Origin of the sequence: Aliiglaciecola sp. CAU 1673 (genome assembly GCF_029223185.1) — a bacterium.
Lineage (GTDB): Bacteria > Pseudomonadota > Gammaproteobacteria > Enterobacterales > Alteromonadaceae > Bowmanella.
In genome coordinates, this window is sequence record NZ_JARHUG010000016.1 from 18,276 (window position 1) to 42,959 (window position 24,684).

At 48.5% G+C, this 24,684-nt stretch carries 23 protein-coding genes and 1 other RNA gene; 2 read left to right on the top strand and 22 right to left on the bottom strand.

Going from position 1 to position 24,684, the window contains the following annotated elements; genetic code table 11:
* Positions 1 to 151 precede the first annotated feature (151 nt).
* The 17 genes from htpG to P2G88_RS15060 form a co-directional block, all read right to left on the bottom strand.
* Entirely contained in the window at positions 152 to 2,074 is a 1,923-nt protein-coding gene (gene htpG, locus P2G88_RS14980; protein ID WP_275797348.1) for a molecular chaperone HtpG, read from the bottom strand.
* Positions 2,075 to 2,185: 111 nt separating this feature from the next.
* The gene (recR, locus tag P2G88_RS14985; protein ID WP_275797349.1) at positions 2,186 to 2,785 is read right to left on the bottom strand and encodes a recombination mediator RecR; all 600 of its coding nucleotides are present in this window, start codon (positions 2,783 to 2,785) and stop codon (positions 2,186 to 2,188) included.
* A gap of 53 nt (positions 2,786 to 2,838) precedes the next feature.
* Positions 2,839 to 3,165: a YbaB/EbfC family nucleoid-associated protein gene (locus P2G88_RS14990; RefSeq protein ID WP_275797351.1), complete on the bottom strand. Its 327-nt coding sequence runs from the start codon at positions 3,163 to 3,165 to the stop codon at positions 2,839 to 2,841.
* 37 nt (positions 3,166 to 3,202) lie between these two features.
* Positions 3,203 to 5,509: a DNA polymerase III subunit gamma/tau gene (gene dnaX, locus P2G88_RS14995; protein WP_275797353.1), complete on the bottom strand. Its 2,307-nt coding sequence runs from the start codon at positions 5,507 to 5,509 to the stop codon at positions 3,203 to 3,205.
* 8 nt (positions 5,510 to 5,517) lie between these two features.
* Positions 5,518 to 6,054, bottom strand: coding sequence for an adenine phosphoribosyltransferase (gene apt, locus P2G88_RS15000; RefSeq protein ID WP_275797355.1), 537 nt, complete (start codon positions 6,052 to 6,054; stop codon positions 5,518 to 5,520).
* A gap of 27 nt (positions 6,055 to 6,081) precedes the next feature.
* Positions 6,082 to 6,207, bottom strand: a complete 126-nt coding sequence (locus tag P2G88_RS15005) for a hypothetical protein (protein ID WP_275797357.1) — start codon at positions 6,205 to 6,207, stop codon at positions 6,082 to 6,084.
* A gap of 93 nt (positions 6,208 to 6,300) precedes the next feature.
* Complete coding sequence (locus tag P2G88_RS15010) at positions 6,301 to 7,038, bottom strand: putative DNA-binding domain-containing protein (protein WP_275797359.1); 738 nt, start codon at positions 7,036 to 7,038, stop codon at positions 6,301 to 6,303.
* Positions 7,038 to 7,880, bottom strand: a complete 843-nt coding sequence (locus tag P2G88_RS15015; RefSeq protein ID WP_275797361.1) for a DUF692 domain-containing protein — start codon at positions 7,878 to 7,880, stop codon at positions 7,038 to 7,040. The genes P2G88_RS15010 and P2G88_RS15015 overlap by 1 nt, the downstream gene beginning before the upstream one ends.
* Positions 7,881 to 7,937: 57 nt before the next feature.
* A complete protein-coding gene (locus tag P2G88_RS15020; protein WP_275797363.1) occupies positions 7,938 to 8,336 on the bottom strand; it encodes a hypothetical protein in 399 nt (132 codons plus the stop codon).
* Positions 8,337 to 8,515: 179 nt separating this feature from the next.
* Positions 8,516 to 9,784 (bottom strand): hypothetical protein, encoded by a 1,269-nt coding sequence (locus tag P2G88_RS15025; protein WP_275797365.1) that lies wholly within the window; start codon positions 9,782 to 9,784, stop codon positions 8,516 to 8,518.
* Positions 9,781 to 10,398, bottom strand: a complete 618-nt coding sequence (locus P2G88_RS15030; RefSeq protein WP_275797367.1) for an energy transducer TonB — start codon at positions 10,396 to 10,398, stop codon at positions 9,781 to 9,783. The genes P2G88_RS15025 and P2G88_RS15030 overlap by 4 nt, the downstream gene beginning before the upstream one ends.
* Position 10,399: 1 nt before the next feature.
* Complete coding sequence (locus P2G88_RS15035) at positions 10,400 to 10,801, bottom strand: biopolymer transporter ExbD (RefSeq protein WP_206573023.1); 402 nt, start codon at positions 10,799 to 10,801, stop codon at positions 10,400 to 10,402.
* A gap of 12 nt (positions 10,802 to 10,813) precedes the next feature.
* Positions 10,814 to 11,338, bottom strand: a complete 525-nt coding sequence (locus P2G88_RS15040; RefSeq protein WP_275797369.1) for a MotA/TolQ/ExbB proton channel family protein — start codon at positions 11,336 to 11,338, stop codon at positions 10,814 to 10,816.
* 1 nt (position 11,339) lies between these two features.
* Complete coding sequence (locus tag P2G88_RS15045) at positions 11,340 to 12,692, bottom strand: MotA/TolQ/ExbB proton channel family protein (protein WP_275797370.1); 1,353 nt, start codon at positions 12,690 to 12,692, stop codon at positions 11,340 to 11,342.
* Between the two features lie 5 nt (positions 12,693 to 12,697).
* Positions 12,698 to 13,462 (bottom strand): DUF3450 domain-containing protein, encoded by a 765-nt coding sequence (locus P2G88_RS15050; protein WP_275797372.1) that lies wholly within the window; start codon positions 13,460 to 13,462, stop codon positions 12,698 to 12,700.
* A 769-nt stretch (positions 13,463 to 14,231) separates the two neighbouring features.
* Positions 14,232 to 17,045 (bottom strand): TonB-dependent receptor, encoded by a 2,814-nt coding sequence (locus P2G88_RS15055; RefSeq protein WP_275797374.1) that lies wholly within the window; start codon positions 17,043 to 17,045, stop codon positions 14,232 to 14,234.
* A 493-nt stretch (positions 17,046 to 17,538) separates the two neighbouring features.
* The gene (locus P2G88_RS15060) at positions 17,539 to 18,630 is read right to left on the bottom strand and encodes a tryptophan 2,3-dioxygenase family protein (RefSeq protein WP_275797375.1); all 1,092 of its coding nucleotides are present in this window, start codon (positions 18,628 to 18,630) and stop codon (positions 17,539 to 17,541) included.
* A 130-nt stretch (positions 18,631 to 18,760) separates the two neighbouring features.
* Here P2G88_RS15060 and P2G88_RS15065 point away from each other — a divergent pair, with 130 nt between their 5' ends.
* Positions 18,761 to 19,036, top strand: a complete 276-nt coding sequence (locus P2G88_RS15065; protein WP_275797376.1) for a late competence development ComFB family protein — start codon at positions 18,761 to 18,763, stop codon at positions 19,034 to 19,036.
* A 10-nt stretch (positions 19,037 to 19,046) separates the two neighbouring features.
* Here the strand turns inward: P2G88_RS15065 and ffs are convergent.
* Both ffs and P2G88_RS15075 read right to left on the bottom strand, forming a co-directional pair.
* An RNA gene (gene ffs, locus P2G88_RS15070) (signal recognition particle sRNA small type) lies at positions 19,047 to 19,143 on the bottom strand.
* Between the two features lie 104 nt (positions 19,144 to 19,247).
* Positions 19,248 to 20,300 carry a Glu/Leu/Phe/Val dehydrogenase gene (locus P2G88_RS15075; RefSeq protein ID WP_275797377.1) on the bottom strand — a complete coding sequence of 351 codons (1,053 nt, stop codon included), beginning with the start codon at positions 20,298 to 20,300 and terminating at the stop codon, positions 19,248 to 19,250.
* A 211-nt stretch (positions 20,301 to 20,511) separates the two neighbouring features.
* On the opposite strand from P2G88_RS15075, the gene P2G88_RS15080 reads away from it, so the two are divergent.
* A complete protein-coding gene (locus tag P2G88_RS15080; protein ID WP_275797378.1) occupies positions 20,512 to 20,979 on the top strand; it encodes an Lrp/AsnC family transcriptional regulator in 468 nt (155 codons plus the stop codon).
* Positions 20,980 to 21,290: 311 nt separating this feature from the next.
* Here P2G88_RS15080 and maiA read toward each other — a convergent pair whose 3' ends face one another.
* The 3 genes from maiA to tyrR form a co-directional block, all read right to left on the bottom strand.
* The gene (gene maiA / locus P2G88_RS15085) at positions 21,291 to 21,944 is read right to left on the bottom strand and encodes a maleylacetoacetate isomerase (RefSeq protein WP_275797379.1); all 654 of its coding nucleotides are present in this window, start codon (positions 21,942 to 21,944) and stop codon (positions 21,291 to 21,293) included.
* On the bottom strand, positions 21,941 to 22,957 hold the full coding sequence (locus P2G88_RS15090) for a fumarylacetoacetate hydrolase family protein (RefSeq protein ID WP_275797381.1): 1,017 nt from the start codon (positions 22,955 to 22,957) through the stop codon (positions 21,941 to 21,943). The genes maiA and P2G88_RS15090 overlap by 4 nt, the downstream gene beginning before the upstream one ends.
* 145 nt (positions 22,958 to 23,102) lie before the next feature.
* On the bottom strand, positions 23,103 to 24,659 hold the full coding sequence (tyrR, locus tag P2G88_RS15095) for a transcriptional regulator TyrR (RefSeq protein ID WP_275797383.1): 1,557 nt from the start codon (positions 24,657 to 24,659) through the stop codon (positions 23,103 to 23,105).
* Positions 24,660 to 24,684 lie beyond the last annotated feature (25 nt).

Genomic DNA, 24,684 nt, shown 5'->3' on the forward strand with positions numbered 1-24,684 from the left:
AAACAGACCGAACTTTACACATTAACCCTTGCGGATACAAGTTGATTACTGGCCTGAGGAGCGGCCCTACGACTATTGTTTATGCTTTTTCAGCCTGTTCAAAATAAAAACGGGCACTAAGGCCCGTTTTTACTTGTTTGCTTTGCTTGATTTATTTCACCAACTCCAGCAACAAACCATTGAGTTTCTGTACATAGGTCGCTGGATCTTTAAGGCTGCCCTGTTCAGTTAATGCGGCTTGATCGAACAGGATGTCACAAAGCTTGGCAAATCGTGCTTCATCCTGCAGCTTTGCTAACACTTTGATCAGGCCATGCTCCGGGTTAAGCTCGAAATGATAAGTCATCTCCGGCACTGGCTGACCGGCCGCTTGCATCAGCTTAACCATCTGCGTGCTCATGCCCATTTCATCGGCTACCACACAAGCCGGTGAGTCGGTCAGGCGGTGGCTGAGTTTCACTTCTTTGACCTTGTCTCCAAGGACCTTTTTAACCCGCTCCGTTAGTCCTTCGACTTGCTTTTCCGCTTCTTCCTGAGCTTTCTTGGTCTCTTCGTCATCCATGTCGCTTAAGTCCAATTCACCACGGGTAATGGACTGGAAGTGCTTCTCGTTGTATTCATTCAGATGAGACATCAACCATTCGTCGATGCGATCGGACATCAACAGCACTTCGATGCCTTTCTTACGGAAGATCTCCAGATGTGGGCTGGTTTTCGCAGCCTGGTAACTGTCAGCAGTGATGTAGTAGATCTTGTCCTGACCTTCTTTCATGCGTCCGATATAGTCATCCAAAGAGACGTTTTGTGCGCTGCTGTCGTTATGGGTTGAGGCAAAGCGCAGCAAACCGGCAATTTTCTCACGGTTGGCATAATCTTCTGCAGGACCTTCTTTGAGCACATTACCAAATTCTTCCCAGAAGCTTTGGTATTTCTCGGCATCGTTGGAGGCCAGTTTTTCCAGCATCTGCAACACTTTCTTAGTGCAGCCCTGGCGCATAGCCTGGGTGATCTTATTGTCCTGCAGGATTTCACGGGAAACGTTCAGTGGCAGGTCATTGGAGTCGAGCACCCCTTTAACAAAGCGCAGGTAAACCGGCATAAATTGCTCGGCATCATCCATGATAAAGACGCGCTGCACGTATAGCTTAAGACCATGCTTCTGCTCACGATTCCACAAGTCAAAGGGGGCCTTGGCAGGCACATAAAGCAGACTGGTGTACTCGGTCTTACCTTCTACTTTGTTGTGTGACCATAACAACGGCTCGCCAAAATCATGGGAGACATGTTTGTAAAACTCCTGATATTCCTCATCGGATACTTCTGACTTGTCACGGGTCCACAGTGCAGTGGCTTTGTTGATGGTTTCCCACTTGGCTGGCTCGGCCGGGATCTTCTCGCCATCGGGACCGTCACGCTCAGGCACTTCAGCTTTATACATCTGCACCGCAACGCTGATATGGTCTGAATACTTACCGATAATGGAGCGAAGACGCCAGTCATCGAGGAATTCTTTCTCGTCTTCTTTAAGATGCAGGATGATATCGGTGCCCCGACCGCTCTTTTCGATATCGGCAACCGTAAACTCACCCTCTCCTTCGCTCTGCCACTCGACGCCACGATTTGGCTCTTCACCTGCGGCACGGGTGCGTACTGTGACCTTATCGGCAACGATAAAAGCGGAATAGAAGCCCACACCAAACTGACCAATCAGCTGCGAATCACGGGCCTGATCCCCAGACAGCTTGCTAAAAAATTCTGCGGTACCAGACTTGGCGATAGTGCCTAAGTTTTCCACCACTTCATCACGGGTCATACCGATACCGTTGTCGGAGATGGTCAGGGTACCGGCCTCTTTGTTCACCGACAGACGAACACGAAGCTCGCCATCATCTTCATACAGGCTGTCATTGGAAAGGGCTTTGAAACGCAGCTTGTCTGCCGCATCGGCGGCATTGGACACCAGCTCCCGAAGGAAAATCTCCTTGTTGGAGTAAAGGGAGTGGATCATCAGCTTAAGAAGCTTTTTGACTTCGGTCTGGAAGCCGTGGGTTTCTACATGGGCTGCTTGCGCCATCTTCAGAAATCTCCTGGTTGATTCAAGGTTGCCTACAGGAGATAGGGGCGCTTAGGAGAATTTCAAGCCTGTTTGGATTTTGCTGCGCAGTTTATGTGCAATTATGGTGATTTAAAGTTCACGCCGACCGCTGAAGGCATGGCTTAAGGTTGAGCCGTCAAGATATTCCAGCTCGCCCCCCACCGGAACGCCATGGGCAATTCGGCTGGCTTTAATCTGTCTGGCGCGGCACAGCTGACCGATATAATGGGCGGTCGCTTCACCTTCCACTGTGGGATTTGTAGCCAGGATCACTTCCTTAATCTCTTCACCGTCCAATATTTCCCCAAGCTTATCGAGGCCAATGTCACTAGGTCCGATGCCGTCAATGGGTGACAAATGCCCCATCAACACAAAATACAGTCCATTGAACTGACTGGTCTGCTCAATGGCCATCACATCTTGCGGTGATTCCACCACACAGAGCATACCGCTGCTTTGCCGTGCCGGATTGGCGCAAATATCGCAAAGTTTGTCTTCGGTGAAGGTACGGCATTGTTGGCAATGCTGAATATGCTCCATGGCATTACGCAGCGCAGTTGACAGCTCCAACGCGCCCCCACGATTTCGCTCAAGCAACTGAAACGCCATACGCTGTGCGGTCTTTTGCCCGACGCCAGGCAAATACTTCAGGGTTTTGATCAGATCGCTTAACAGTGGGCTGAACTTCATGGCTTGTATTCTTGGAAGAAAGATGAAGGTCCCCGAACACGGGGACCGGAGTATCAGAACGGCATTTTAAAACCAGGAGGTAAGGGCATACCACCGGTCACAGAGGCCATTTTCTCTTTACTGGTCTCCTGCACACGACGCACGGCATCGTTGATTGCTGCAGCCACCAGATCTTCAATCATGTCCTTGTCATCTTCCATCAGGCTTTCATCGATACTGACCCGACGCACGTTGTGGTTACCGGTCATCGTCACTTTAACCATACCGGCGCCGGCTTCACCGGTCACTTCCATCTCGGCCAGCTCTTGCTGCATTTTCTGCATACGGTCCTGCATCTGCTGAGCCTGCTTCATGAGATTTCCCATGCCACCTTTAAACATAACCACCTCGATATTTTTAATAAGTGCCGCAATGCGGCTACCTGGGTTTAATACTTTGCGTCATCACGGACGCAGCGAATGTGTCTTTTAACAACGCCAGACTCTCGTCGGTATCCACCACATGGTGCGCATACTTCTGACGTTCAGCCTTGATAGCCATTGCCAGCGCATAGGGCGTATTTACCGGGTCGCCCAAAACCATTTCCAGGGTTAGCGCGCGATTCAAATGACGACCTAAGGCTGCTTGTAACTGTGCGACAGCCGAATCAGAGACCAAGTGCTCTTTACTGCGGTGTAAGGTCAATGTCGCCTTGTCATCGGCGATTTGACTGACTGAGTGCAAAGCCAGTTGCTTTACTAAACCGTTTATCCCCAACTGCTCAATCATCAGACTCCAATCGTCCAACTGTGCAGGTACCAATACCTTATCACCACTATCCAAAAATACCGGAATAGCCCATTCTACTGCGAATACAGAAGGATCTTCTTCCTGATAGTGCGGCAACTCAAGTTCATCTTCAATGAATTCGTGCCCGTCCCCCACAGAAGATGAGGATGCTATGTCAGGCTGCTCAAAGACCTGTGTGTCGTCATTGTCTGTCTCAGCCGTGAATTCACTCTCTGAGAGGAGCGCCCCAGGCTCCTCTTCGGCAGAGACCTCGGTAACAGATTCTATATGCAGTACCATGGTCTCTGTTTCAATCTGAAGCTTGTCATCCTCTACAAGTTCCTGATCGAACAAAACCTGAGCGCTTTGCAGATCATCATCGTTCCAAGGCGGTATATCCTGCTCCGAGGTATCCTCAATCAGCGATGGGTAATTGGCTTTTGCTGGTGCTGCTTCGTCGGGCGACACTACATCACTTTCAGCTTTTATCTCAGCCGGCTTCTCTTTGGACTCTGACTGAGCTCTCACCGGGGGAACAGGTTTTACCTCAGCACTTTTTTGGGTGGCTGACGAAGCCGCGCTGGCATTGGCAGCGGAACGTAACTTATTACGAAGGGCCAGCAGGGTTTCAGTCTGACTCAACACTGGGCTAGCTGGTGCCTCCGGCGTAGCCTCGATGTCTGGAACTTGTGGCAGAGTTTCGTTGGCATTTGGCTGCAGCGATGCTGCCTGTTGCCAAATCAGCGCTTGTTCATCCTGTAACCGTTGGGTGTGTATTTCGGACTGCTCTCCCTCTTCAACGGCCACGTCTTGCTCTTGGGTGGCAGCGCTTTGCAAAGACGGGGTCAGGAATTCAGGGCTTTTTTTTTGTGTTGCCGGTCTGAATGCCAGCATTCTTAGCAGTGTCATCTCAAGGCCAGAGCGACCATCTGGTGCATGGGGCAAATCTTTGCGGCCCTGAATAGCAATTTGATAGAGCAACTGAATATGCTCAGGATCACTGGACTGTGCCAATTGATAAATGGCTTTGGCAGTAACCGTTTCTAACTTGCAGCTTTGTGGCACCAGTTGCGTTAAGGCCACTTGATGCAGCATGCTCAGTAATTCACTCAATAACTGACTGTAATCAGGTGCCTGGGCAGAAAGACTATCAACCTGCGACATCACGCCATCGGCATCGCCCTTTAACAGCGAGCCAAGTAGCTTAAGCACCTGATTTTTATCCATCAGGCCAAGCATATTGACGACAACAGGGACAGTTACTTCGCCATTGCCCTGGGCGATGGCCTGATCGGTCAGGCTCAAGGCGTCACGCATACTGCCTTGGGCTGCCCGGGCTAGCTGTGTCAAAGCTTCGGGCTGGAAGTTGATCCCTTCCTGCGCAAGAATATGCCGAAGCTGACCACCGATTTGCTCACGAGAAAGCGCTTTGAGATTAAACTGCAAGCAGCGGGAAAGAATGGTTACCGGCAATTTCTGCGGATCGGTGGTAGCCAGCAAAAACTTCACATGCGGGGGTGGCTCTTCCAGTGTTTTTAGCAGCGCGTTAAAACTGTGCTTGGAGAGCATGTGCACTTCGTCTATCAAATAGACTTTGTAACGTCCCCGGGTAGGTTTGTATTGGACGTTGTCCAATAATTCGCGGGTATCTTCTACCTTAGTACGGGAGGCTGCATCGATTTCCAGTAAATCAACATAGCTGCCTTTATCTATTTCAAGACAAGTACCGCATTGTCCGCAAGGGTTGGCACCCTGCCCCTGCTCGCAGTTCAGACTTTTGGAAAATATTCTGGCGATGGTGGTTTTGCCCACGCCGCGCGTACCGGTGAACAGATAGGCGTGATGCAATCTGTCGTTTTCCAGACCATTGGAAATGGCGGCCACCACATGCTCTTGCCCCACTAACTGAGCAAAATTGGCTGGTCGCCATTTACGAGCCAATACCTGGTAAGTCATCGGCGAATTCAATCTCCCTCGAATTCACAGAGCGCGTGAGTAGTAATACCAGAGTTGGACAGTTTCACCGCACCGCCAAGGGAGGGCAGACTCACTACAAATCCGGCATGTTCAACCACGCCCCCTAACTGCCTGACAAGAGATGCCGTGGCCAGGATGGTACCGCCAGTGGCCAAGAGATCATCCAGCAACAATACTCTTTCACCCGGATGAACGGCATCTTGATGCAGCTCCAATACATCCTGGCCGTATTCGAGCTCATAACTCTGTCGTATGACGGCTCTTGGCAACTTGTTGGATTTACGTACCGGAATAAAGCCCAATCCAAGCTCTTTTGCTAATGGCGCACCAAAAATGAAGCCTCTGGCCTCAGTGCCGGCTATCTTATCAAACCCCATGTGCTGATAATGTTCAGCCAACAGGTTGATACAAGCACTGAAGGCTTTCTTGTCTTGCATTAATGAGGTGACATCACGGAACTGTATCCCTGGCTTCGGATAGTCCGGGATGGTTGTGATGGCGGATTTGATATAACTGATTGTCACGCTGCTTCCTACTTCCTGAGCGTTTCGTTAACCGAAATACTTCGTCCAAGCCAGCAGCACATGCAGTAAAGGCAATGCCACCATGGTCAATGCGCCAATCAAGAAATATGTACCGTTGAAAGGATCTTTAACTTGCTGATCGTCGTGATGCATGAACAGGATCTCACATTAAAATAAGCCGCAAATCTTAAAGCAAAGCCCATCTGATTCATAGCCTGGCGAATCAGATAATGGCTAACAGCACAATTATTCCACTACCAGCACTTGTTTTCTAAGAAAGTTCTCTATGGCTTCCCTTGCCCCTTTTCTTACTTGGTCTTCGGGCAACTGGGGCAATTCTGAAACCAGACTCTGCAACAACACCTCTTCATCAATTACACCATGCTGGTCGATGAGATTTAGTAGGTACGCATTGATTTGATTTATCTGTGTAAATTCGACCTTGTCCTCGTTATTGCGATGCACCACAAAAAAATAAGGGCCGGTTGGTTGTTCAGGTTTGAACGTGCTGGAGATCTGATGAACCGGATATTGATAACTCACTGCACAAGCCAACTGCGATACTGCCAGCTTTTGATAAGCTTGCCCCTGCCAAAACTGCTGCGGATCGGCTTCTTTGGCAATACTCACCGCCAGTTCAATCCACTCATAATGGGCCAGCTCTGCCATAAAAACAGGGTCATGGTCTTTAGGTCGGTACTCATTACTGAGGTACTCAACAAACTCTTTACTGATTTCGACAAAGTAAGGGGAGCGACAGGCATGCTCAGCGAAAAATTCCCGGCATAATGCTTCCCACTCTTCCTTGCTGTAAAGGGATTTGAGTACCGGAAATCCACTACTGATAAATCCCATGATATTGTTGAAGAAGAGCTCCCGATAAATGGCAAGTCGCCGATCTTCAATGTCTTTGGGTGCAGCATTGCGTAAAGGGTCACGCAAGTGCTCAACAAATACCAACTGAGTAGCACGCAAATCCGACATCAAGCCCTCCGACCTTGGAGTAGCTGGTGCCGTTGTTGAATGTCATGGATTTTTTCAACTTCTTTTATCAACTCATTCAAAGGCGGAATATTGAAATCCCGTTCCAGCAGCGTTGGAAAAATACCATGAGCTTGATAGGCAGCTTCGAGCAGAGCCCACACTTTGTCAATGACGTCACTGCCATGGGTATCAACAATCAAATCATCGGCTTCATTATAGTGTCCGGCAATATGCCCATAGGCAATTCGCTTCGTTGGCATGGCCTGAATGAAAGCAATGGGGTCATAGCCATGGTTGATGGAATTGACATAAACATTGTTCACATCGAGCAGCAACTCACAGTCAGATTCTTCAAGGATGGCAAGCGTAAATTCCTGTTCGCTCAATTTCTGACCGGGCGCTGCATAATAGGAAACATTTTCTAAAATAAGCGGACGTTCAAGGATGTCTTGTACTTGCCTAACCCTGCCACTTACATAGGCAATAGCTTCTTCGGTAAAAGGGATCGGCATCAAATCGTACATATGACCGTTGCCTGAGCAATAACTAAGATGTTCGCTGTACTGTTCTATATGATGCATATTCATAAAGGCTTTCACGCCCTTGATGAACTCCACATCCAGCGGATCCGGACTACCGATGGATAGAGAAAGACCATGTAGCTTAAAGGGATAGCGGGCAGTCATTTCCCGAAATTGTTTTTCGTACTTACCACCAAGCGTCATCCAGTTTTCCGGGGCGACTTCCCAAAACTGGACAGTCGAATATTCCCGGTTTAAAACCTCCGGAAACATGTCTCTGCGTAAACCGAGACCGACATCACCACCACTGCCTTTTACCAACGTCTTCCCTCCAAAAAGTAGGGCCGGACTAGGCCGGCCCGCGATGACGAGAAAATCTTAGTGGGCGCCGCCGCACTTGCCTTCTTTGTCGGCCTTGCCTTCACCACATTTACCTTCGCCACATTTACCTTCTTTCTCGGCTTTTTTCCCTTCGCCGCATTTACCTTCGCCACATTTACCTTCTTTTTCGGCTTTTTTCCCTTCGCCGCACTTACCTTCGCCACACTTACCTTCTTTCTCGGCTTTTTTCCCTTCGCCGCATTTACCTTCGCCACACTTGCCTTCTTTTCCCTTTTCAGCACCACAGCTACCTTCCGCGGCTTGCTGCATATAACCTGAATCAAGTGTTTGCATAGTGAATGGATTGCTGTCTGCTGCGACTGCTACACCAGACAATGAACCGATGACAACGGCGCCTAGGGCTGAAGCGATAGTGGTTTTCTTAATCTGTTTCATTTTAACTTTCCTGATTGATAGTCCAACACTCTTTAGTAGGCCAGATAGGCACTTACAACAGGATAGACCATGAAAAGGGATGAAATATTTCAGCAGTGGCAAAAAACCTTCAGACGGCTAATTTTTTGCGACTAACACCAAGTTGGACCCAATAAAAAAGCCCCCGAGGGGGCTTTTCGTTATATCTTGACGCCACGGTTCTTGGCTTTTTCCTTGATATAGGGTTCCCAGCTCTTAGCGCTGCGCGCTGTGCTACTGTCGTTCATAGCAAGCTTAACATGCTCGTAAGCTTCTCTGAACTTACCCTGATAGAAGTTGGCTTCCATAATCGCCATGTGCAAGCGACCTTTATCTTTGTTGGTCAATGACAGGGCCTTCTCCAACGCTTTCAACGCATTGTTGTAGTCCTCTGCCGCCAACAATAAGGTGCCTTGACGACGATAATGATCAGCATCGTTACTCAGGTCTGCCGCTTCACCGTAGTAAGCGGCAGCCTTTTTAATGCCTTTAGCCTGATGCCAGGTATTAGCCAAGCTGGCGAGAGACTTCTCATCACGCTCGATCAAACCTGACTTCAAGTACTTCTCTTGAAGAAGGGCAGATTTATAGGGCATGTCTTGAGTTGCATACAACTGAGCCAGTGCCTTTATTTCCGACGCTTTCTTCAGGAATCCTTGGTTATAAGCCAATTCGAAGGTAGAAAGGGCTTTTGGATAATTTTCTACCACCATGTAAAAGAAGCCTAACTGTGTCCACCATTGACCATTGTCAGGGAACAGGCGAACCAGCTCCTCTGCAACCTTAATGGTTTCTGGGTACATTTTACGCTCGAAGAATGATGTCATCTTCAATACATAAGGGTTCTTGTTCGGCTTTTCATACAAGGCAATGGCTTTATCTGCAGGTGCTACGATTTTGTCCAATTGCTTGGTTTCGTAATATGCCTGGGCCATACGCACATAAATGTCTGGGTCACCTTTACAAGTGAAGTCCAGCCACTTCTGGTACCAAGTCAAGGCCGTTTTGAAGTCCTGCTCCTGCATGTTCAGGTCGCCGACCAACTTCAAAGTACTGGCTTGTTCGGTATCGTTCAACTGCTTGGCATTGGCAGCACGCGTCAGATAGTCAATGGCCTTTTTGGCTTGGCCTTCTTTGGCTGCCAATAAGTTACCAATAAACCTGTCGGTATAGGCACGATCAAACTTGTCGCTCGTGTCTATGTCATAGAGGATACTTAATGCCTCATTGACCTGCTCATTACTGTATGCTTCGAAGGCCTTTTGGATCTTCTTACCTACCCGCTCACTGGGAATGCTGGAGGGACCTGGCTGGTACCCCGGACAAACTACTGGAGCAGTAGACTGCGCCATCACAGTAGAGGAATAGCTGCACACAACCAATGATGTAACAGCCAGCAACTTCTGGATTGGATTCTTCGTTATCTTCATGACGATTGCTCCAATTTAAAGTCTAACTGCACCTTCATGTTGAACTGCTTAACCGGCTTACCATCAACCACCTTCGGCTTATACTTCCAGCGGCTGAGTGCACGGCGGGCTTCACGATCGAAAATACGTTTAGGATCGGCATCGATTACTTCGATGTCGTCTACGCCACCTACCTCGTTAATGGTGAATGATAATCTCACCCAACCTTCTTTACCGTCACGAGCAGCCTCGATGGGGTACTTAGGTTCGATTCGAACGATAGGTGTAGCTTCACCGTCTCGCATCATGGCACCGGGGGCCCCGATATCCACCGAAGCACCACCAACATCAACTGATGGTAAATTGAAGTTGATACCATCTGCATTGGCGTCAGCAGTATCCGGCTCCTGTGGCTCCAGCTTTGGCGGCTGTTGCGGTGGAGGCGGTGGTGGTGGAGGCACCCTGGAGCGTGTTTGCGTAGAGGAATCCGGCTCATTCATCACGATGTCAATCACCGGTGATGGGCGCGCCTCATCGGCGGGCCGGGCCGAATTGCTGATGAGCTTAGCCATCAACACAAACAACGCAAAGGTAATGGCCGCACCTATTAGTACTGATACTATTAGACGAAGCATATTAATTATCCTTTGCTGCTACCGATATCTTATCAATGCCTGCAGCTTTGATTTGATCCATTACTTCAACCACGACGCCGTGTTTCGCTTCTACATCAGCCTGAACGATGACCACATCTGTGGGCTGTTCAGCAAGTAGACGCTCAATGTTGGCACGGACACGCTCGACGTCAACCTGGCGCTTATCCATCCAAATATCACCGTTCTCATTGATGGCGATAAAGATGTTGGCAGACTTCTGCTTAGTCGCTTGTTCTGCTTTGGGCTTGTTGACCTCTATCCCCGCTTCTTTCACGAAGGACGTAGTCACAATAAAGAAGATCAACATGATGAATACGATGTCGAGCATCGGCGTCATGTCAATTGTTGCTTCTTCTTCTTCTGCACGATGTTTACGAGCCATATAATTCTCTCTTTAATGATGAGGCAAGCTGTCAACGAGTTTCTCTTTCGAGATCTTGACCTTGGCTTCCAGACGTGAGCTAAAAAACACGCCTGACAGTGCCGCAACCATCCCCGCCATGGTGGGAATAGTGGCCATAGAGATCCCGCCCGCCATTAGACGAGGGTTACCAGTTCCCTGTACCGCCATGATTTCAAATACTGCAATCATGCCCGTTACAGTGCCTAGCAGACCGATTAACGGACACATGGCAACCAAGGTTTTTATTAACAGCAATCTCTCACTGAGTTTGTCTGATGCTTGCGAAATCCATGCGTCACGGATTCTATGCGCGTACCAAGAGGTAGTGTCCTTGCGGGCATCCCAGTCGGTGATGATTTTATTCATCACCTTAGGAAAGACCGAAGTCAGGTACCAATAGCGCTCAATCATCAATATCCACATGAGGAAGAGCGCGGCAGCAACGACATAAAGCACGTCGCCACCGGTAGCGATAAAATCCCTGACAGATTCCCAAAGTTCTATCAGGTATAGCATGTTAGGCTTTCTCCACCTCGGCGTGAGCCGCTACGATGCCAGCTGCTTGCTCATCCAGGATATGGACGATCGACTTACTGCGACCTGCCACGATGCTGTGCAGAAGAATCAGAGGCAGTGCGGCAATAATACCCTGAGCAGTAGTTACCAGGGCCATAGAGATACTTCCCGCCATCATCTTAGGATCGCCGGTACCGAACAACGTGATGGTTTGGAAGGTGGCAATCATACCGATAACGGTACCCAGCAGACCCAGCAAAGGTGCAATAGCGGCGATAATCTTGATGATGTTTACGCCACTCTCAATGCTTGGCAGTTCGCGCAGGATGGCTTCATCCAATTTCAACTCAAGATTTTCAGCATCAGAAGATTTATTTTCGTGATACACCTTCAGGATACGGCCCAGAGGGTTAGACGTGTTGGGGTTGGCAGTATTAGCCAACTGAGCACGAATTTTACCGTTCATGGCAGTCAGGGTGATGATCTTGTACAGAGCAATTAGTACACCCAAGAAGAACAAACCGGTAATGACATAACCAGGCAAACCACCAGCATGGTAACGTTCCATCATGGTTGCTTTTGCAGTCAACAGACTCAGAATGGCACCCTGAGAAGGATCCACGTAGAAAGCAGCAACGCCAGACTTGGTGTCCTGGAAAGATGCCGCCGCATCAGTCATGTAAGAATCAGGCTGACGACCCAGGGGTTGTACCTGCTTGTTTTCAGCGTTGTATAACAGGTAACCCTGCTCACCGATCAGGTTGAAAGTACCCACACGCACAACTTCCTGACGGCTGCTACCGCCATCCAAGCTGATTACGTCGGTCTCAAAACGGGCAACTTTACCAGACTCCGTCATCTCTGTTTGCAGAGCAAACCACAGTTCTTCCAATTCCTGAATGTTAGGCAGACCTTTAGATTCAGAGGCCATACCTTCCAGGAAGTCAGCGCGACCAGGATACTGGGCACTTACGATAGAGGCAGAGATTCGGCCGTAGGCTTCACCAGAGGCCTGACGAACCACACCGAACATCTCACCCAAAGTACCGGTAGCATTTTTCAGTTCTTGCTCTTTTTCAGCCAACCTAACTTCGTTGTCAGAGTATGCTTTTGACAGACGGTCACCGCGGTCCTGCTCGGCTTTCAGTTCTGCCTGAGCTTTACGCAGAAGCGCTTGCTTGTCAGCACGAGCAGAGTTGAATTCGGCTTCACGCTGAGCATTGATACGCGCTTCAGATACGCGGTTCTTTTTAACTTCTTCCAGCAGCTGATCCAGCGAAGTGGCAGCCATTGCTGGTGCAACGCTCACAGCCATGGCTGCTGTCAGCAGTACAGATTTGAATATTGCTTTCATTCTGATTACTCCGCAGCTTTGATTGGCAGTTTGATAAGATCAACAGGAACCAGCTTACGTGCCATACGCACAGCGGTTGTCACAGAGCTGATATACTCATCACCCAGTTGTTCCCAAGCGCGGGTATCGTTGTTCCATACCCAGGCGTTCTTCTGATCCAGTGACAATGCCAACAGGGCAGTACGGCCCAGGTTGAAGAAGTCAGCAGAAATCGTTTGACCACCAAAATCCAACTGTCCCTGATAGGCACGGATACGTGAGCCATATTCCAGTTCTACCTGGTAAGCTTCCAGCACCTGACGGAACTGTTCAGAGGTGGTCACATTAGAGCGACTCATCAGGTCACGCAGGTGAGCTACACGCGCTTTACGCTCGTCATAGTTAATCGGCACATCCAGTTCAATGAACTGATCCAACGATTCAATCATGCGATACATCAAAGGTACTACGCCACGCTTAACGCCTTCGATACCGTCGATCTGGCGCTGTAGTGAGGCAATGCCTGCTTCCTGGTCGGCGACCAGACGAGCAACGTGGTCGTTGTATACCTTGAGGTTTTCAGTTTCATCGATGACTTGACGATACTCAGCCAATAATTCCTGAGTCTGTTCATAGATGCTGTTAATTTTCTTCTGGGATTGCGCTGCAGCCGCATGAATCTTTGCTTCTTCGTTGTGCAAATCATTCAAAAGGTCTGCAGAGACAGCTTGGCTGCCGGCCAGCGCGAGGGCGCCGACGACAACTGAAGCAATTTGATTTCTCTTGCTCATCTTGGACATAGTTCCCAACCAATTTTTTGTCTTAAATCCGCGTAAACGGCCTGGTTTTGCCTTTACGCGGGGCTCTCTAAAAACGGTTCTGTTAACATAATGAAACAATTCTGACACAAGCCAGAACGTTCGAACGCCGAATAATCCCATGGAATCTTGAAAAAAGTCAAGGTTAGCCATCGGTTACTAGGATTAGTCGGCTCAGAAAACATACTCATGATCCAACCAAAAAACTAATTTAGCACGATATATCGACCATGAAAGTTATGGCCATGGGGAATCGACATTTGGCAATGCACTTCGAAGAGTTAGCATTTTGAGTGCATTTGATGGCATGTACTGAATAAACTGAAAGTGTGATTTTTGCTTCATCAGATTGACAATCAACTTGGAAAGTTTCAACTGCTCTTACCTGTATCAAGCAATACATTGTGCTAACAATGTTGTTTATTCGTGGCACTTTGATCAAGTACTAACCGCCGAAATCTCACCCAATCTTGCAGTATCAATTTTAAGGAATAATAAATAACGCTTATCTGAATTTTATTTGACGTTGTTCGAGAGCATATCAAGCAAAGGAAGCAAGCTAACTGCAGCGGCCGTTGCTTAACGCATGCATCTTTTTCATAAAATGAAACAGTTGATGCCGGTAATGGCGTTGCTCTAACCGACGTACTTCCGCCCTAAAAAAAACCCCACCTTAAGGTGGGGTTTAGATCAGGTAAGAGTACCGAACTCAGTTCAAGTTAACTCTAAAGTAGACACACTATTAGAAAGTGTAATCTGCTGACAAGTAGAAGGTACGGCCGTAGGAATCAAAGTACCTGGGGTCGAAACCTTCTTGGTGTCCACCGTTCTCACCGAAAGCCAGAGGCGGAGTGGCGTCGAGCAGGTTGTTGATACCGAAGCTAACCTTCAGGCTCTTGTCATAGTGATACTGAGTTAAGTAATCAACTGTGGTATATGACGGGATAGACAACTGAACACCGCCATCGTACAACCTACCTAGGTCATCAGCATAACGAATACTGAAGTCGTTGGCAGGGAAGTATTCGTCAACATAACCACCTTGGTAGTTGATGTTCAGCGCATGACTGAAATCACCATGGGTTAAGGTGTTTGCTATACGTACTCTGTTGCGGAAGACGACGTTATCATCAGGTCCTTTACGACCAAGGCTGGTATCGTACACGTCTGTTGTACCTGTACGCAGGCTCTCGCTTTCAATGATATATGTACCAGAGAGACGAGTCTTCAACGTAGCAAAGCCAAGCTCGTTGGTCAGATCAAGTGACCAGTCGATACCTTCATTATTAGACTCACCAACGTTAACAGGACCTTGGATAATTGCCAGTACCTGCTCACCAGTACCTAGGTCGGTACGGGTAGTGAACAACTCACGGAAAGTAACGGGATCACCAAAGATATTACCTTCAGTTGGGCGCTCTACTTCATCAGTCAGGTTAACTTGCCACCAATCCAACGTGAAGCTGAACTCGTTGTTGGGAGAGAAAACAACGCCAAGGGACTTCTGTTTAGACTGTTCTGGAGACAGGTTAGCGTTACCCTCACGGAATACGTCATACTGCGAGTTAGGAACGCGGCAGAACTGGGTCAGAGGATCGCCAGCCCCAAATGGACAGTTATAAACGTTACCGGTCACACCGAAGTTGATACGGGGCTCAGCAATTTGACGCATGGTAGGCGCTTTAAAACCGGTACCAGTAGACGCCCTGAACAACCAGTTGTCATTAGGCCTGTAAGCTAAGCTAATCTTGTAAGTAGTGTCGTCCATATCAACACCAATCTTACTCTCAACACCGGTATCCACATCAACGTTATCAATTCCGGAAATCTCGTCATAACGAACAGAGCCCGTTACTTCCAAACCTTCGATTACAGGTACGATGGTTTCTAAGAACGCACCATAGCTGTTTCTTGACAAGTCAAACTGAGGATTTGGATCGGAGAACAGAATAATGGCTTCTTGGTTGGCTTCGGAACCAAGTATTTCATAGCTGCTTTCACGGTAGTCGAAACCACCACCCAAATAGACTTCACCCGCTGGCAATTCAAATACTGGGGCAGAGAAGTTGGCACCAACGCTGAACAGGTCTGTGGTTGTCACAGTGTCCAAGCCGCTGTACATAGTATCTTTAACCAACTGTCTTTCTTGATCAGACAGGTCATCAGGATGAGCAAACACGTTCACTTGTCCAGATGCCACCAAAGGCAGGAACAAGTCAGTGATAGGATAACCCGTCAGGATAGTATCTTCGCGCTCACCTTTAGAATAACCCACGTTGAAATCGTAAGAGATTTCATTAAATTCACCACGGACACCAAAATCTAGGAACAAACTATCTGTGGCGAATTCATTAGTACGGTTACCACCAGGCAATACTCGCCATGCTGCTGCGACATCACGAATTTTTGCAACTTGGTCAGCTGTCAGGTGAGGTATAACCTCACTTTGAACCAATGCAGAGTTGGTAGGAAGAATAAAGTTACCAGTTGGGTACGGTGCAATACGAGCAATTTGTTCAAAGATGCTGTATGAAGCGGTACCATACAATTCAGCATCATCGCTCAACTCAAGAACACCACCAAGTAGGAAGTTATCTCGAGTATACTCAGGAATAATTTCCAAAGTAGAGGTAAAGTCAAAGCGACAGATTCGCTGTGTTACTACAGCACCAGTGGCGTCGCTAGGTACGTTGTTTGCTGCACATGAACCGTTAGATTCTCTGTATGGGTTTATCAGCAACTGTGTACCATCTGTGAAGCGCACACGAGCGTTTCCAGGGATAGCGTTAGACGAATCCGCTACAAACATTAGGTCATTACCGTTGTAGTTAAACGGAATAAAACCTGTCTTAGAGAAATCGCGGTCCACACTCCTCAGGATTTCCTGAGTTTCACGGCTGAATGATGCAAAAACGTTGAAACCATCTTTAGACAAATCACCAAAACCAGAAGTGATGCTAAAGCTGTAGTTATCGCCACCGGACTCTTGTGGAGCATCGTAACGAGCACTTACGGTAGTTTCCTGAACGTCTTTTTTCAGAATAAAGTTGATAACACCGGCAATGGCGTCTGAACCGTACAGAGAAGATGCACCGTCATTCAGAATTTCAACGCGCTCAATGGCGGCAATTGGAATAGAGTTTACGTCTACCGCACTGCCTGAACCTGATGCAGCCAAACGGCGACCGTTCAGCAATACCAGAGTGTATTCGCCACCGATACCACGCAGAGAAGCTTCAGAGATACCTGCGCCACCGCCGCCCACACTTTGGGATGCAGCAATAAAGCCTTGCATGCTGGGAAGTTGAGAAATCAATTCAGGCACAGAGGTAACGCCTGAACGAACGATATCCTCACTAGTAATGTTGGTGATAGGTAAGGACCCTTCAACATCTGTGCGCTTGATACTAGAACCAGTTACCGAGATACGCTCGAAAACTTTTTCTTCTTGTTGTGGAGTAGCGTCCTGAGCGAAAGCTGTTGATGCCAACGCTGATGAAACACCTAGAGCAAGTGCCAAACGCACTGCTCCAGAAAGTCTGGATTGTGTATACATGTATTGTCTCCCTGGACCACTAAATGTTTTTAGTGATTATTGTTTACCGCTTAAGCGGCTTTTTCTTGAGAGGTAGTGAACCTCTGCACCGATAATATACACAGGCTTACGTTCGGGTCAACCAGGTTTCCGATCCCATTTCTGCCATCCATCGCTTTTACGGGACAGAGCTCGCGCCATTTTTTTGGGAAAATAGAAGTAGTTTCTTCCTTTATACCCCTTCGGGTTATTTCTTCGAAAAAGTGATGAATAACTCCTCACTATATATGTAGTAATTGGGTGGCCAGCATCCGTGCAATGCCCCATGCCATCTTAGGAGCAGCGAGGAAAATGTACAAAGGAGTATATGTGCTCACGGCAATGGGACAATCTACAGGCCATTTTGTAAACTAATTGTGACAATCCAAATTCGTTTTTCTTTATTTCGAAAAAGGGCAACCGGGTTCATGTCTGTAAGCGCGACCTTACGATACGCGCTTATCAATCAGTTTCGCTACAACGTTAAATAAAAGCCCAGTTGGCGCCGCACTGCTTCAGGCAGATCAGGCAAGGCAGTCTTTGGCAGTAAAAAGGTTGCCATGCTGAAGAAGTCCTTGAAGATACGATTGGACTCGGTGGTGCGCTTTAAGTAGTCATGGCCGGAGGAGCCACCGGTACCAATTTTGCTGCCGAGCATACGCTGCACCATCATAGCGTGCCGATAGCGCCAGATAGTCAGCTTTTCATCGATTTCAGTCAGGCAAGTGATGAACTGATAAGGCAAGTTGAACAGTGGCTCTTCCCTGTATTGGTGAATGAACAGCGCTGAAAGCAACGCCTTCTGTGACAAACGGAATTGTCCCTGCTCCTGCCATTTCAGATATTCTTTTTCATCCAACAATGCCGCGAATAGCTGCCGGGTGGCGCTAAGCTCTTTTAGCTCCAACTCCTTGTCCTTTTCCGTCAGAGTGGGATTGTCGCTGATAATCTGCGCGTCATTATCCAGCATCTTATTGGTAGCAGCCTCGTAGACTGACCAGAACTTAAAGTCACCGAATTCCAACAGCGGCATACGTGCCAGCCATTTATCCACCAGTTCAAACAGGCTGGGTTTGTTTTCCAGATCCTGCAAGAAGTTACGGTCCGCTTCATTCAGGCGCATATAGAAAGACTGCTTATCAAAGTCGATGCGGAATTGGTGCTTCAGGCCCAGTCCAATCTCCAGCATTTTAAACTGAATGCTTTGAAAGCCTGATGCCGGCACCAGATAGTCGCGAAAGGCCAGAAAATCCTGCGGTGTCATGGTTTCCATCACCGCTATCTGGTCATTTAACAATTCCTGAATACTGATCACCCGCTTTAGCCGGTGAACCACCGTGGTCAGTTGCTGATCTTTTACCTGCTCCTCGGCAAACACTGAAAGCACCGTGGATAGCTCATGCAGAATCTGTTTAAACCACAGTTCATAAACCTGGTGCACAATAATAAACAGGGTTTCGTCGTGGGCGGTTTCGCCATACTTGGTGCTGTGGGGCGCTTGGGCGCTGAGCAACTTATCCAATTGCAGGTATTCGCCGTAGTAGACAGGTTCAATATTCTTCTTCATTGTTTGATACCAAAATCGTAGATGCGGAAATTCTACCACCACTCTTTGGCAGGACCAGTGCAGAGGTGATTTTGCCAGCCGTGAAACTGTAGACTAGTCTTCACAGACATCTGAAAAATAAGGGGAAAGCATGAAACTGGATGATGATATTCATAACTACTACGAGCATCTGGTGCTGGAGCGTATTGAAAAACTCAAGCTCGCAGAAGTAAAGGATTCAGATTATCTGGCAGACCTTTGCTGCCTGACTTTAAACCAGGTGCCGCCAAGATATATTCGCCACGAAGTGGATATGGCTTTTTACATTTCACAGAATGAGCGCGATCAGATGAGCATGAATGTCAGCAATGCGATGGACAAAGCGCTGAAGTTTTTAGATGAGAGAGGTCCCAGAGAAAGGGATTAGAGGGTGGTAGTCCTACCAGCCACATCCCGGCACATGAATCCTCCGCTACGGCTGCTCCCTTCCGGGCCTGACCGGGTTCACAGAGTATCATTGCGGGAGGACCGGCAGGACCACCATTGAAACTCACTCTCAATGCTTTGCCAAAAGAAAGGCGCCGCTGTTGAGGCGGCGCATTATCCATTAACAGACAGGTGGTTGCAAGGCGCTACGCCTAGTTCTTGCGAAAACGCTGTTCAGCAATATTGTTGGCTTCAATATTAGTGGGCAGATCCTGCTCATTGGCCTTGCGGTATATTTCCAGCAGGGTGTCGCCAATTCCCTCAATATGCTTGCGCATAGCATCAGCGGAGCTGTCCATTCGCTGATGGAAGATATCAATGACACCGCCAGCATTGATCACGTAATCCGGTGCATAGAGTACGCCTTTATCTTTGAGCATTTGGCCATGGCGCTCTTCGGCCAGCTGATTATTGGCCGCGCCGGCAATCACTTTAGCGCGCAATGATTCAATACTGTGATCATTGAGAATGGCACCCATGGCACAAGGGGCGAATACGTCTACATCCAGGCCATAGATGTCTTGCGGCGCAACTACGGTGGCGCCGAATAGCTCGGCAGCTTTATCCAGATTGTCGGGATAGATGTCAGCAACATAAAGCTTGGCACCTTCTTTATGCAGATGCTCTGCCAAACGCCAGCCAACATGGCCAAGCCCCTGAATGGCAACTCTCATGCCTTTCAGATCACTACCCAATGCATGTTTTACCGATCTGCGCAGGCCTACAAAAACACCGTAAGCAGTTGAGGGCGCGGGGTTACCGTCTGCCTCACCACCGTCATAGCGGAATTTAGCCTGGGTACCGGCAATAAAATCACATCCTTCTTCCATCAGTTTCAGGTCACGCACGGCAATGCCGGAGTCTTCAGCAGTGATGTAACAACCGCCCATGCTTTGCACGAAGTCGCCCATGGCGCGCATCATGTCGTCGGTTTTTTGCTTGCGCGGATCGCCGATAATGACTGATTTACCGCCACCCAATTTCAGGTTGGCCATGGCCGATTTATAAGACATGCCGCGGGACAAACGCAGTACATCAGTCAGCGCTTCTTCACTGCTGGCGTAGGGCCACATGCGGCAGCCGCCAAGCGCAGGCCCCAGATTGGTATTGTGAACGGCAATAATCGCTTTTAAACCACTTTTTGCATCATGGTAAAAGGCGACACGCTCATGTTGATCGTAGGCCTTGTGATCGAAAACGGACATAGAAAACGCTTCCTGATGTTAGTAAATTGTTGCACATGGTAGCGCATGCCCCAGAGGACATGCCTTGCGAAGTTTGCCGGTGGAAAATTGCCGCAGGAAAAAGTTTTTCATCATCATTCATATATCGTAGGATATACGTCCTAAAAAATTCCGTTGAAAAAAACAGATTTTTTCCGCATCCTTGGGCCAACTTATTAACGCTTCATTAACCATGAAATTAGACAAATTCGATCGTGAGATCCTGCGGGTACTGCAAAAAGACGCCACCGTATCCATGGCGGAACTGAGTCAACGGGTCGGCCTTTCACACACGCCCTGCTGGCGTCGGGTTAAACGCCTTGAAAGTGACGGCATCATTAAGCGCAAAGTCACCCTGCTGGACGGTAAAAAACTGAACCTGGGCGTCAGTGTCTTCATTTACGTGACCTTGAAAAATCACGACGAAGAATCTCTCAACAAATTTGAAGCCGCCGTGCAGCATATTGTTGAAATTGTGGAATGCCATACCACCAGCGGCGAAAAGGACTACTTATTGAAAGTCGTGGTGGAAAGCATAGAAGAGTATGAGCATTTATTGAAAAGTAAGCTCACTCACCTGCCCTGTGTCGATCATTTAAGTTCAACCTTTGCCTTGAAACAGGTCAAAAACACCACTGAACTGCCGATCAAGAGCCAATAGCACTGGTCATATAAAAAAGCCCCGAATGTTCGGGGCTTTTTTGTTATACCAAGTCTATTAATGATCTGGTCAACTCAGAGCAGGTCAGAAGGGCTTAGGTCAAGGCGCTGCTTTGCAGGCATAGTGGAGTCTATGTCAAAAAGCGGGAACGCAGAGATAAGCCCTTCTGGCCGCTCCCCGCGGGCGAGGTCAAAATGCCCCCTGGCGGTGTTAGGGACCTTTGATTTAGCCCCACCAAACCTGCAGGCCCCTGTCTTGCCACGGAGCATTTTGCTCCTCGCTGAGTGATCACATCATTAATGGACTTGGTATTATTCAGCGTCCGGCTGGTTTTCCGGTTGTGCCTGAATAAAGGCCTCCAGCTTATTGCAGTTATCTGCAATGCGGGAAATCAGCGGATAGGCCTCCATATCTACATTAAAGCGTTTGGCATTATATACCTGTGGCACTAAGCAAACGTCTGCCAGCGATACATCGAAGCCAAAACAATACTGACCTGCAGTATTCTGTATGCGTTTTTCAATAGCGCCAAAACCTTTCTCTATCCAATGTCTGGCCCAGGCCGCCTTGGTTTGTGCATCGGCACCAAAGTTAGCTTCAAGGTATTGCAACACCCTTAGGTTTCCCAAGGGCTGTATATCAGCGGCCAAATCATAGGCAACCGCCCTGACTCTGGCACGCTGCAACTTATGCTCTGGCAGCAACTGAATGCCTGTATCGAAACGCTCGTCCAAATATTCGATGATGGCCAGAGATTGAGTGAGGATTATATCCTCATCTTCATCCACCAATGTTGGCAGCAATTCGGCAGGATTGAGGCTTCGGTATGCCTCCATATGCTGCTCACCGCCATTTTTCACCAAATGAACCGGCACATATTCATAATCAACTTGTTTCAGATTGAGGGCAATCCTGGCGCGATAGCTGGCAGACGAGCGCCAATAACCATATAACTTGATACTCATGGGCGATACTCAACAACATTTTGATCGATGGCGCCAAACAGGCTTTCGCCTCTCTCATCCAGCATTTCGATACGGATATGATCACCAAATTTCATAAAAGAGGTATTGGGTTTGCCATCGCGAATGGTTTCAATCATGCGTACCTCGGCAATACAGGAATAGCCCACGCCCCCGTCTTCAATCGAGGTACCATGATCAGTACCTTGCTTGTTAGAAACTGTACCGGAGCCGATAATAGCACCCGCCTTCAGGTTACGGGTCTTGGCGGCATGGGCAATCAGTTGACCAAAATTAAAGGTCATATCCACACCTGCGTCCGGTTTACCAAAAGGCTTACCGTTAAGTGCCGAAAGCAAAGGAAGGTGAACTTTAAAATCCTGCCAGGCGCCCCCCAGCTCATCCGGGGTGATGGCTACAGGAGAGAAAGACGAAGCAGGTTTGGACTGGAAGAAGCCAAAACCTTTGGCAAGCTCATCTGGGATCAATCCACGCAGAGACACATCATTAACCAGTATCAACAAGCGCACATGATTACCGGCCTCTTCGGCGCTGACGCCCATGGCGACATCACCAGTGACCACGGCCACTTCGGCTTCGAAATCGATGCCCCAATCCTCACAGGCCACGGGAATATCATCCATGGGGCCGATAAAATCATCAGAGCCGCCCTGATACATCAATGGATCGGTCCAAAAGCTTTCAGGCATCTGTGCGCCCCTGGCCTTACGAACAAGCTCCACGTGATTCACGTAAGCACTGCCATCTGCCCATTGATAAGCCCTTGGCAGAGGGGCTTCACAGGCTTTGGGATTGAAGCTGAGCACATCGTCCAACTGGCCGATATTCAACGCATGATAAGTGGCCTGCAAATGCATGGATACGGTATCCCAATTATCCATCGCCGCTTGCATGGTCGGCGCAATATGAGTGACCGCCACGGCCTTTTTCAAATCTCGACTAACCACAACCAACTGGCCGTCTCGGGTGCCATTTTTTAACGTTGCTAATTTCATTGGTGGTCTAGTTCCTTTTCTTATTGTTACCGCACCTGAGCGTTAAAACATAAAGAAGTGCTTCAGCGAACAGATAAACATGACTAGGTATCAGAATATCCTACGGACCGCCCTCGGTCTTGCCGAAGCAGCATTGGGCCTGTCACTAAATTTTTACGGTTTTCTTATTGATCCCATACTCGCGCAGTTTATTGGCAATGGCCGTATGACTAAGCCCCAATTTGCGTGCCAACTGCCGGGTACTGGGATAGGCCGGGTAGAGTCTGCGTAACAATTCCCGCTCAAAGCGTTTGACTTCCTGATCCAGGGTACCCTTTATCTCGGCGGGGAAATAACCTACCGCACCATCATTGCTGGGCAGGTTGATATCTTCCTTACTCAGCTCTTCTTTTTCCAGCAGGCTCAATGCACGATACAGGCAATTCTCTAATTGGCGCACATTACCTGGCCAGGGATAATGCTGCAAAAACTCCACACAGGATTTATTCAACTTTGGCGGACGGCGTCCCAGTTTGGCACTTTGTGTTTTCAGAAAATGCTCAGCCAGGGTGATAATGTCGGCCTTTCGTTCGCGAAGGGGCGGGATAACCAAACTTAAGACATTGAGGCGGTAATATAAATCCTCTCTGAAACTCCCTTCTTGCACCATCAACCCCAGGTCTTTTTGAGTGGTGCCGATGATCCTGGCCTGTAATTTCTGCTCGGTGCTATCTCCGACCCGCCGAAAGGTACCGTCCTGCAATACCCGCAGCAGTTTCGCCTGCAAAGTGGCAGACATATCTCCCACTTCATCCAGCAACAAGGTGCCCTGTTGCACCTGCTCCAGCAATCCGGCTTTGCCCTTCTCCAGACCATAAGCACCATCGGCATAGCCGAATAGCTCCTGCTCGGCCATATCATCCGGAATGGCGGCGCAATTCAGCACTACAAAAGGTTGTGTTGCGCGCCGACCGGCCTCATGACAGGCTCGGGCCATCAGTTCTTTACCGACGCCGGTTTCACCGAAAAACAGAATAGGCGCTTCCAGTTCGGCCATCTTCTTGGCCTCTTTGATAAGCTGACGCATTTGCGTGCTTTGGCAGTGAATTTGGCCAAAACTGTCGGCCGAACTTTGATGGAACACATTTAATTGTTGTCCCAGTCGTAACTCGGATTTAAGCAATACCACGGCACCGGCCAGGATGGATTCGTTGTCTGTTTCCGGCACCATCACCGGCAAAATATCGGCCAGAAAATCCTGCTCGATAAATTTGACCTTGTGGGTCTGTGCCAGCACCTGCTTGCCTTCCAGCCAGCGATGAAAATTAAAGCCTTTGACCCATTCCGAGATGTCCTTGCCAACAATATCGGCATAATCCATCTCAAGAGTCGATGCCACGGCTTCATTGACTAGCAGGATCTGCCCTTTGGTATCCAGGGAAAACACCGGGTCGGGTAAGGTGCGTAACAGGGCGCGAAGTTGATTCTGCTCGCGCTCGATAGGCATAAAGGGCGTGGTTTTGACGTCCTCGATACCTTCAATACGACGGATCTTGGGCATCAGGTGCTGGAATTCGGCAAATTCGATATTGGGAAAAAGCAGGAAGATTTTGCCGACTTTGTCTATTTCGATGCCTCTGAGATCAATCTCATAGTCCACCAGGATATCCAGCACATCCTGGGTAATGCCCAATCTGTCCTTACAACTGATCTCCAAACGCATAGAACGACTCTAGCCAAACAGGAAT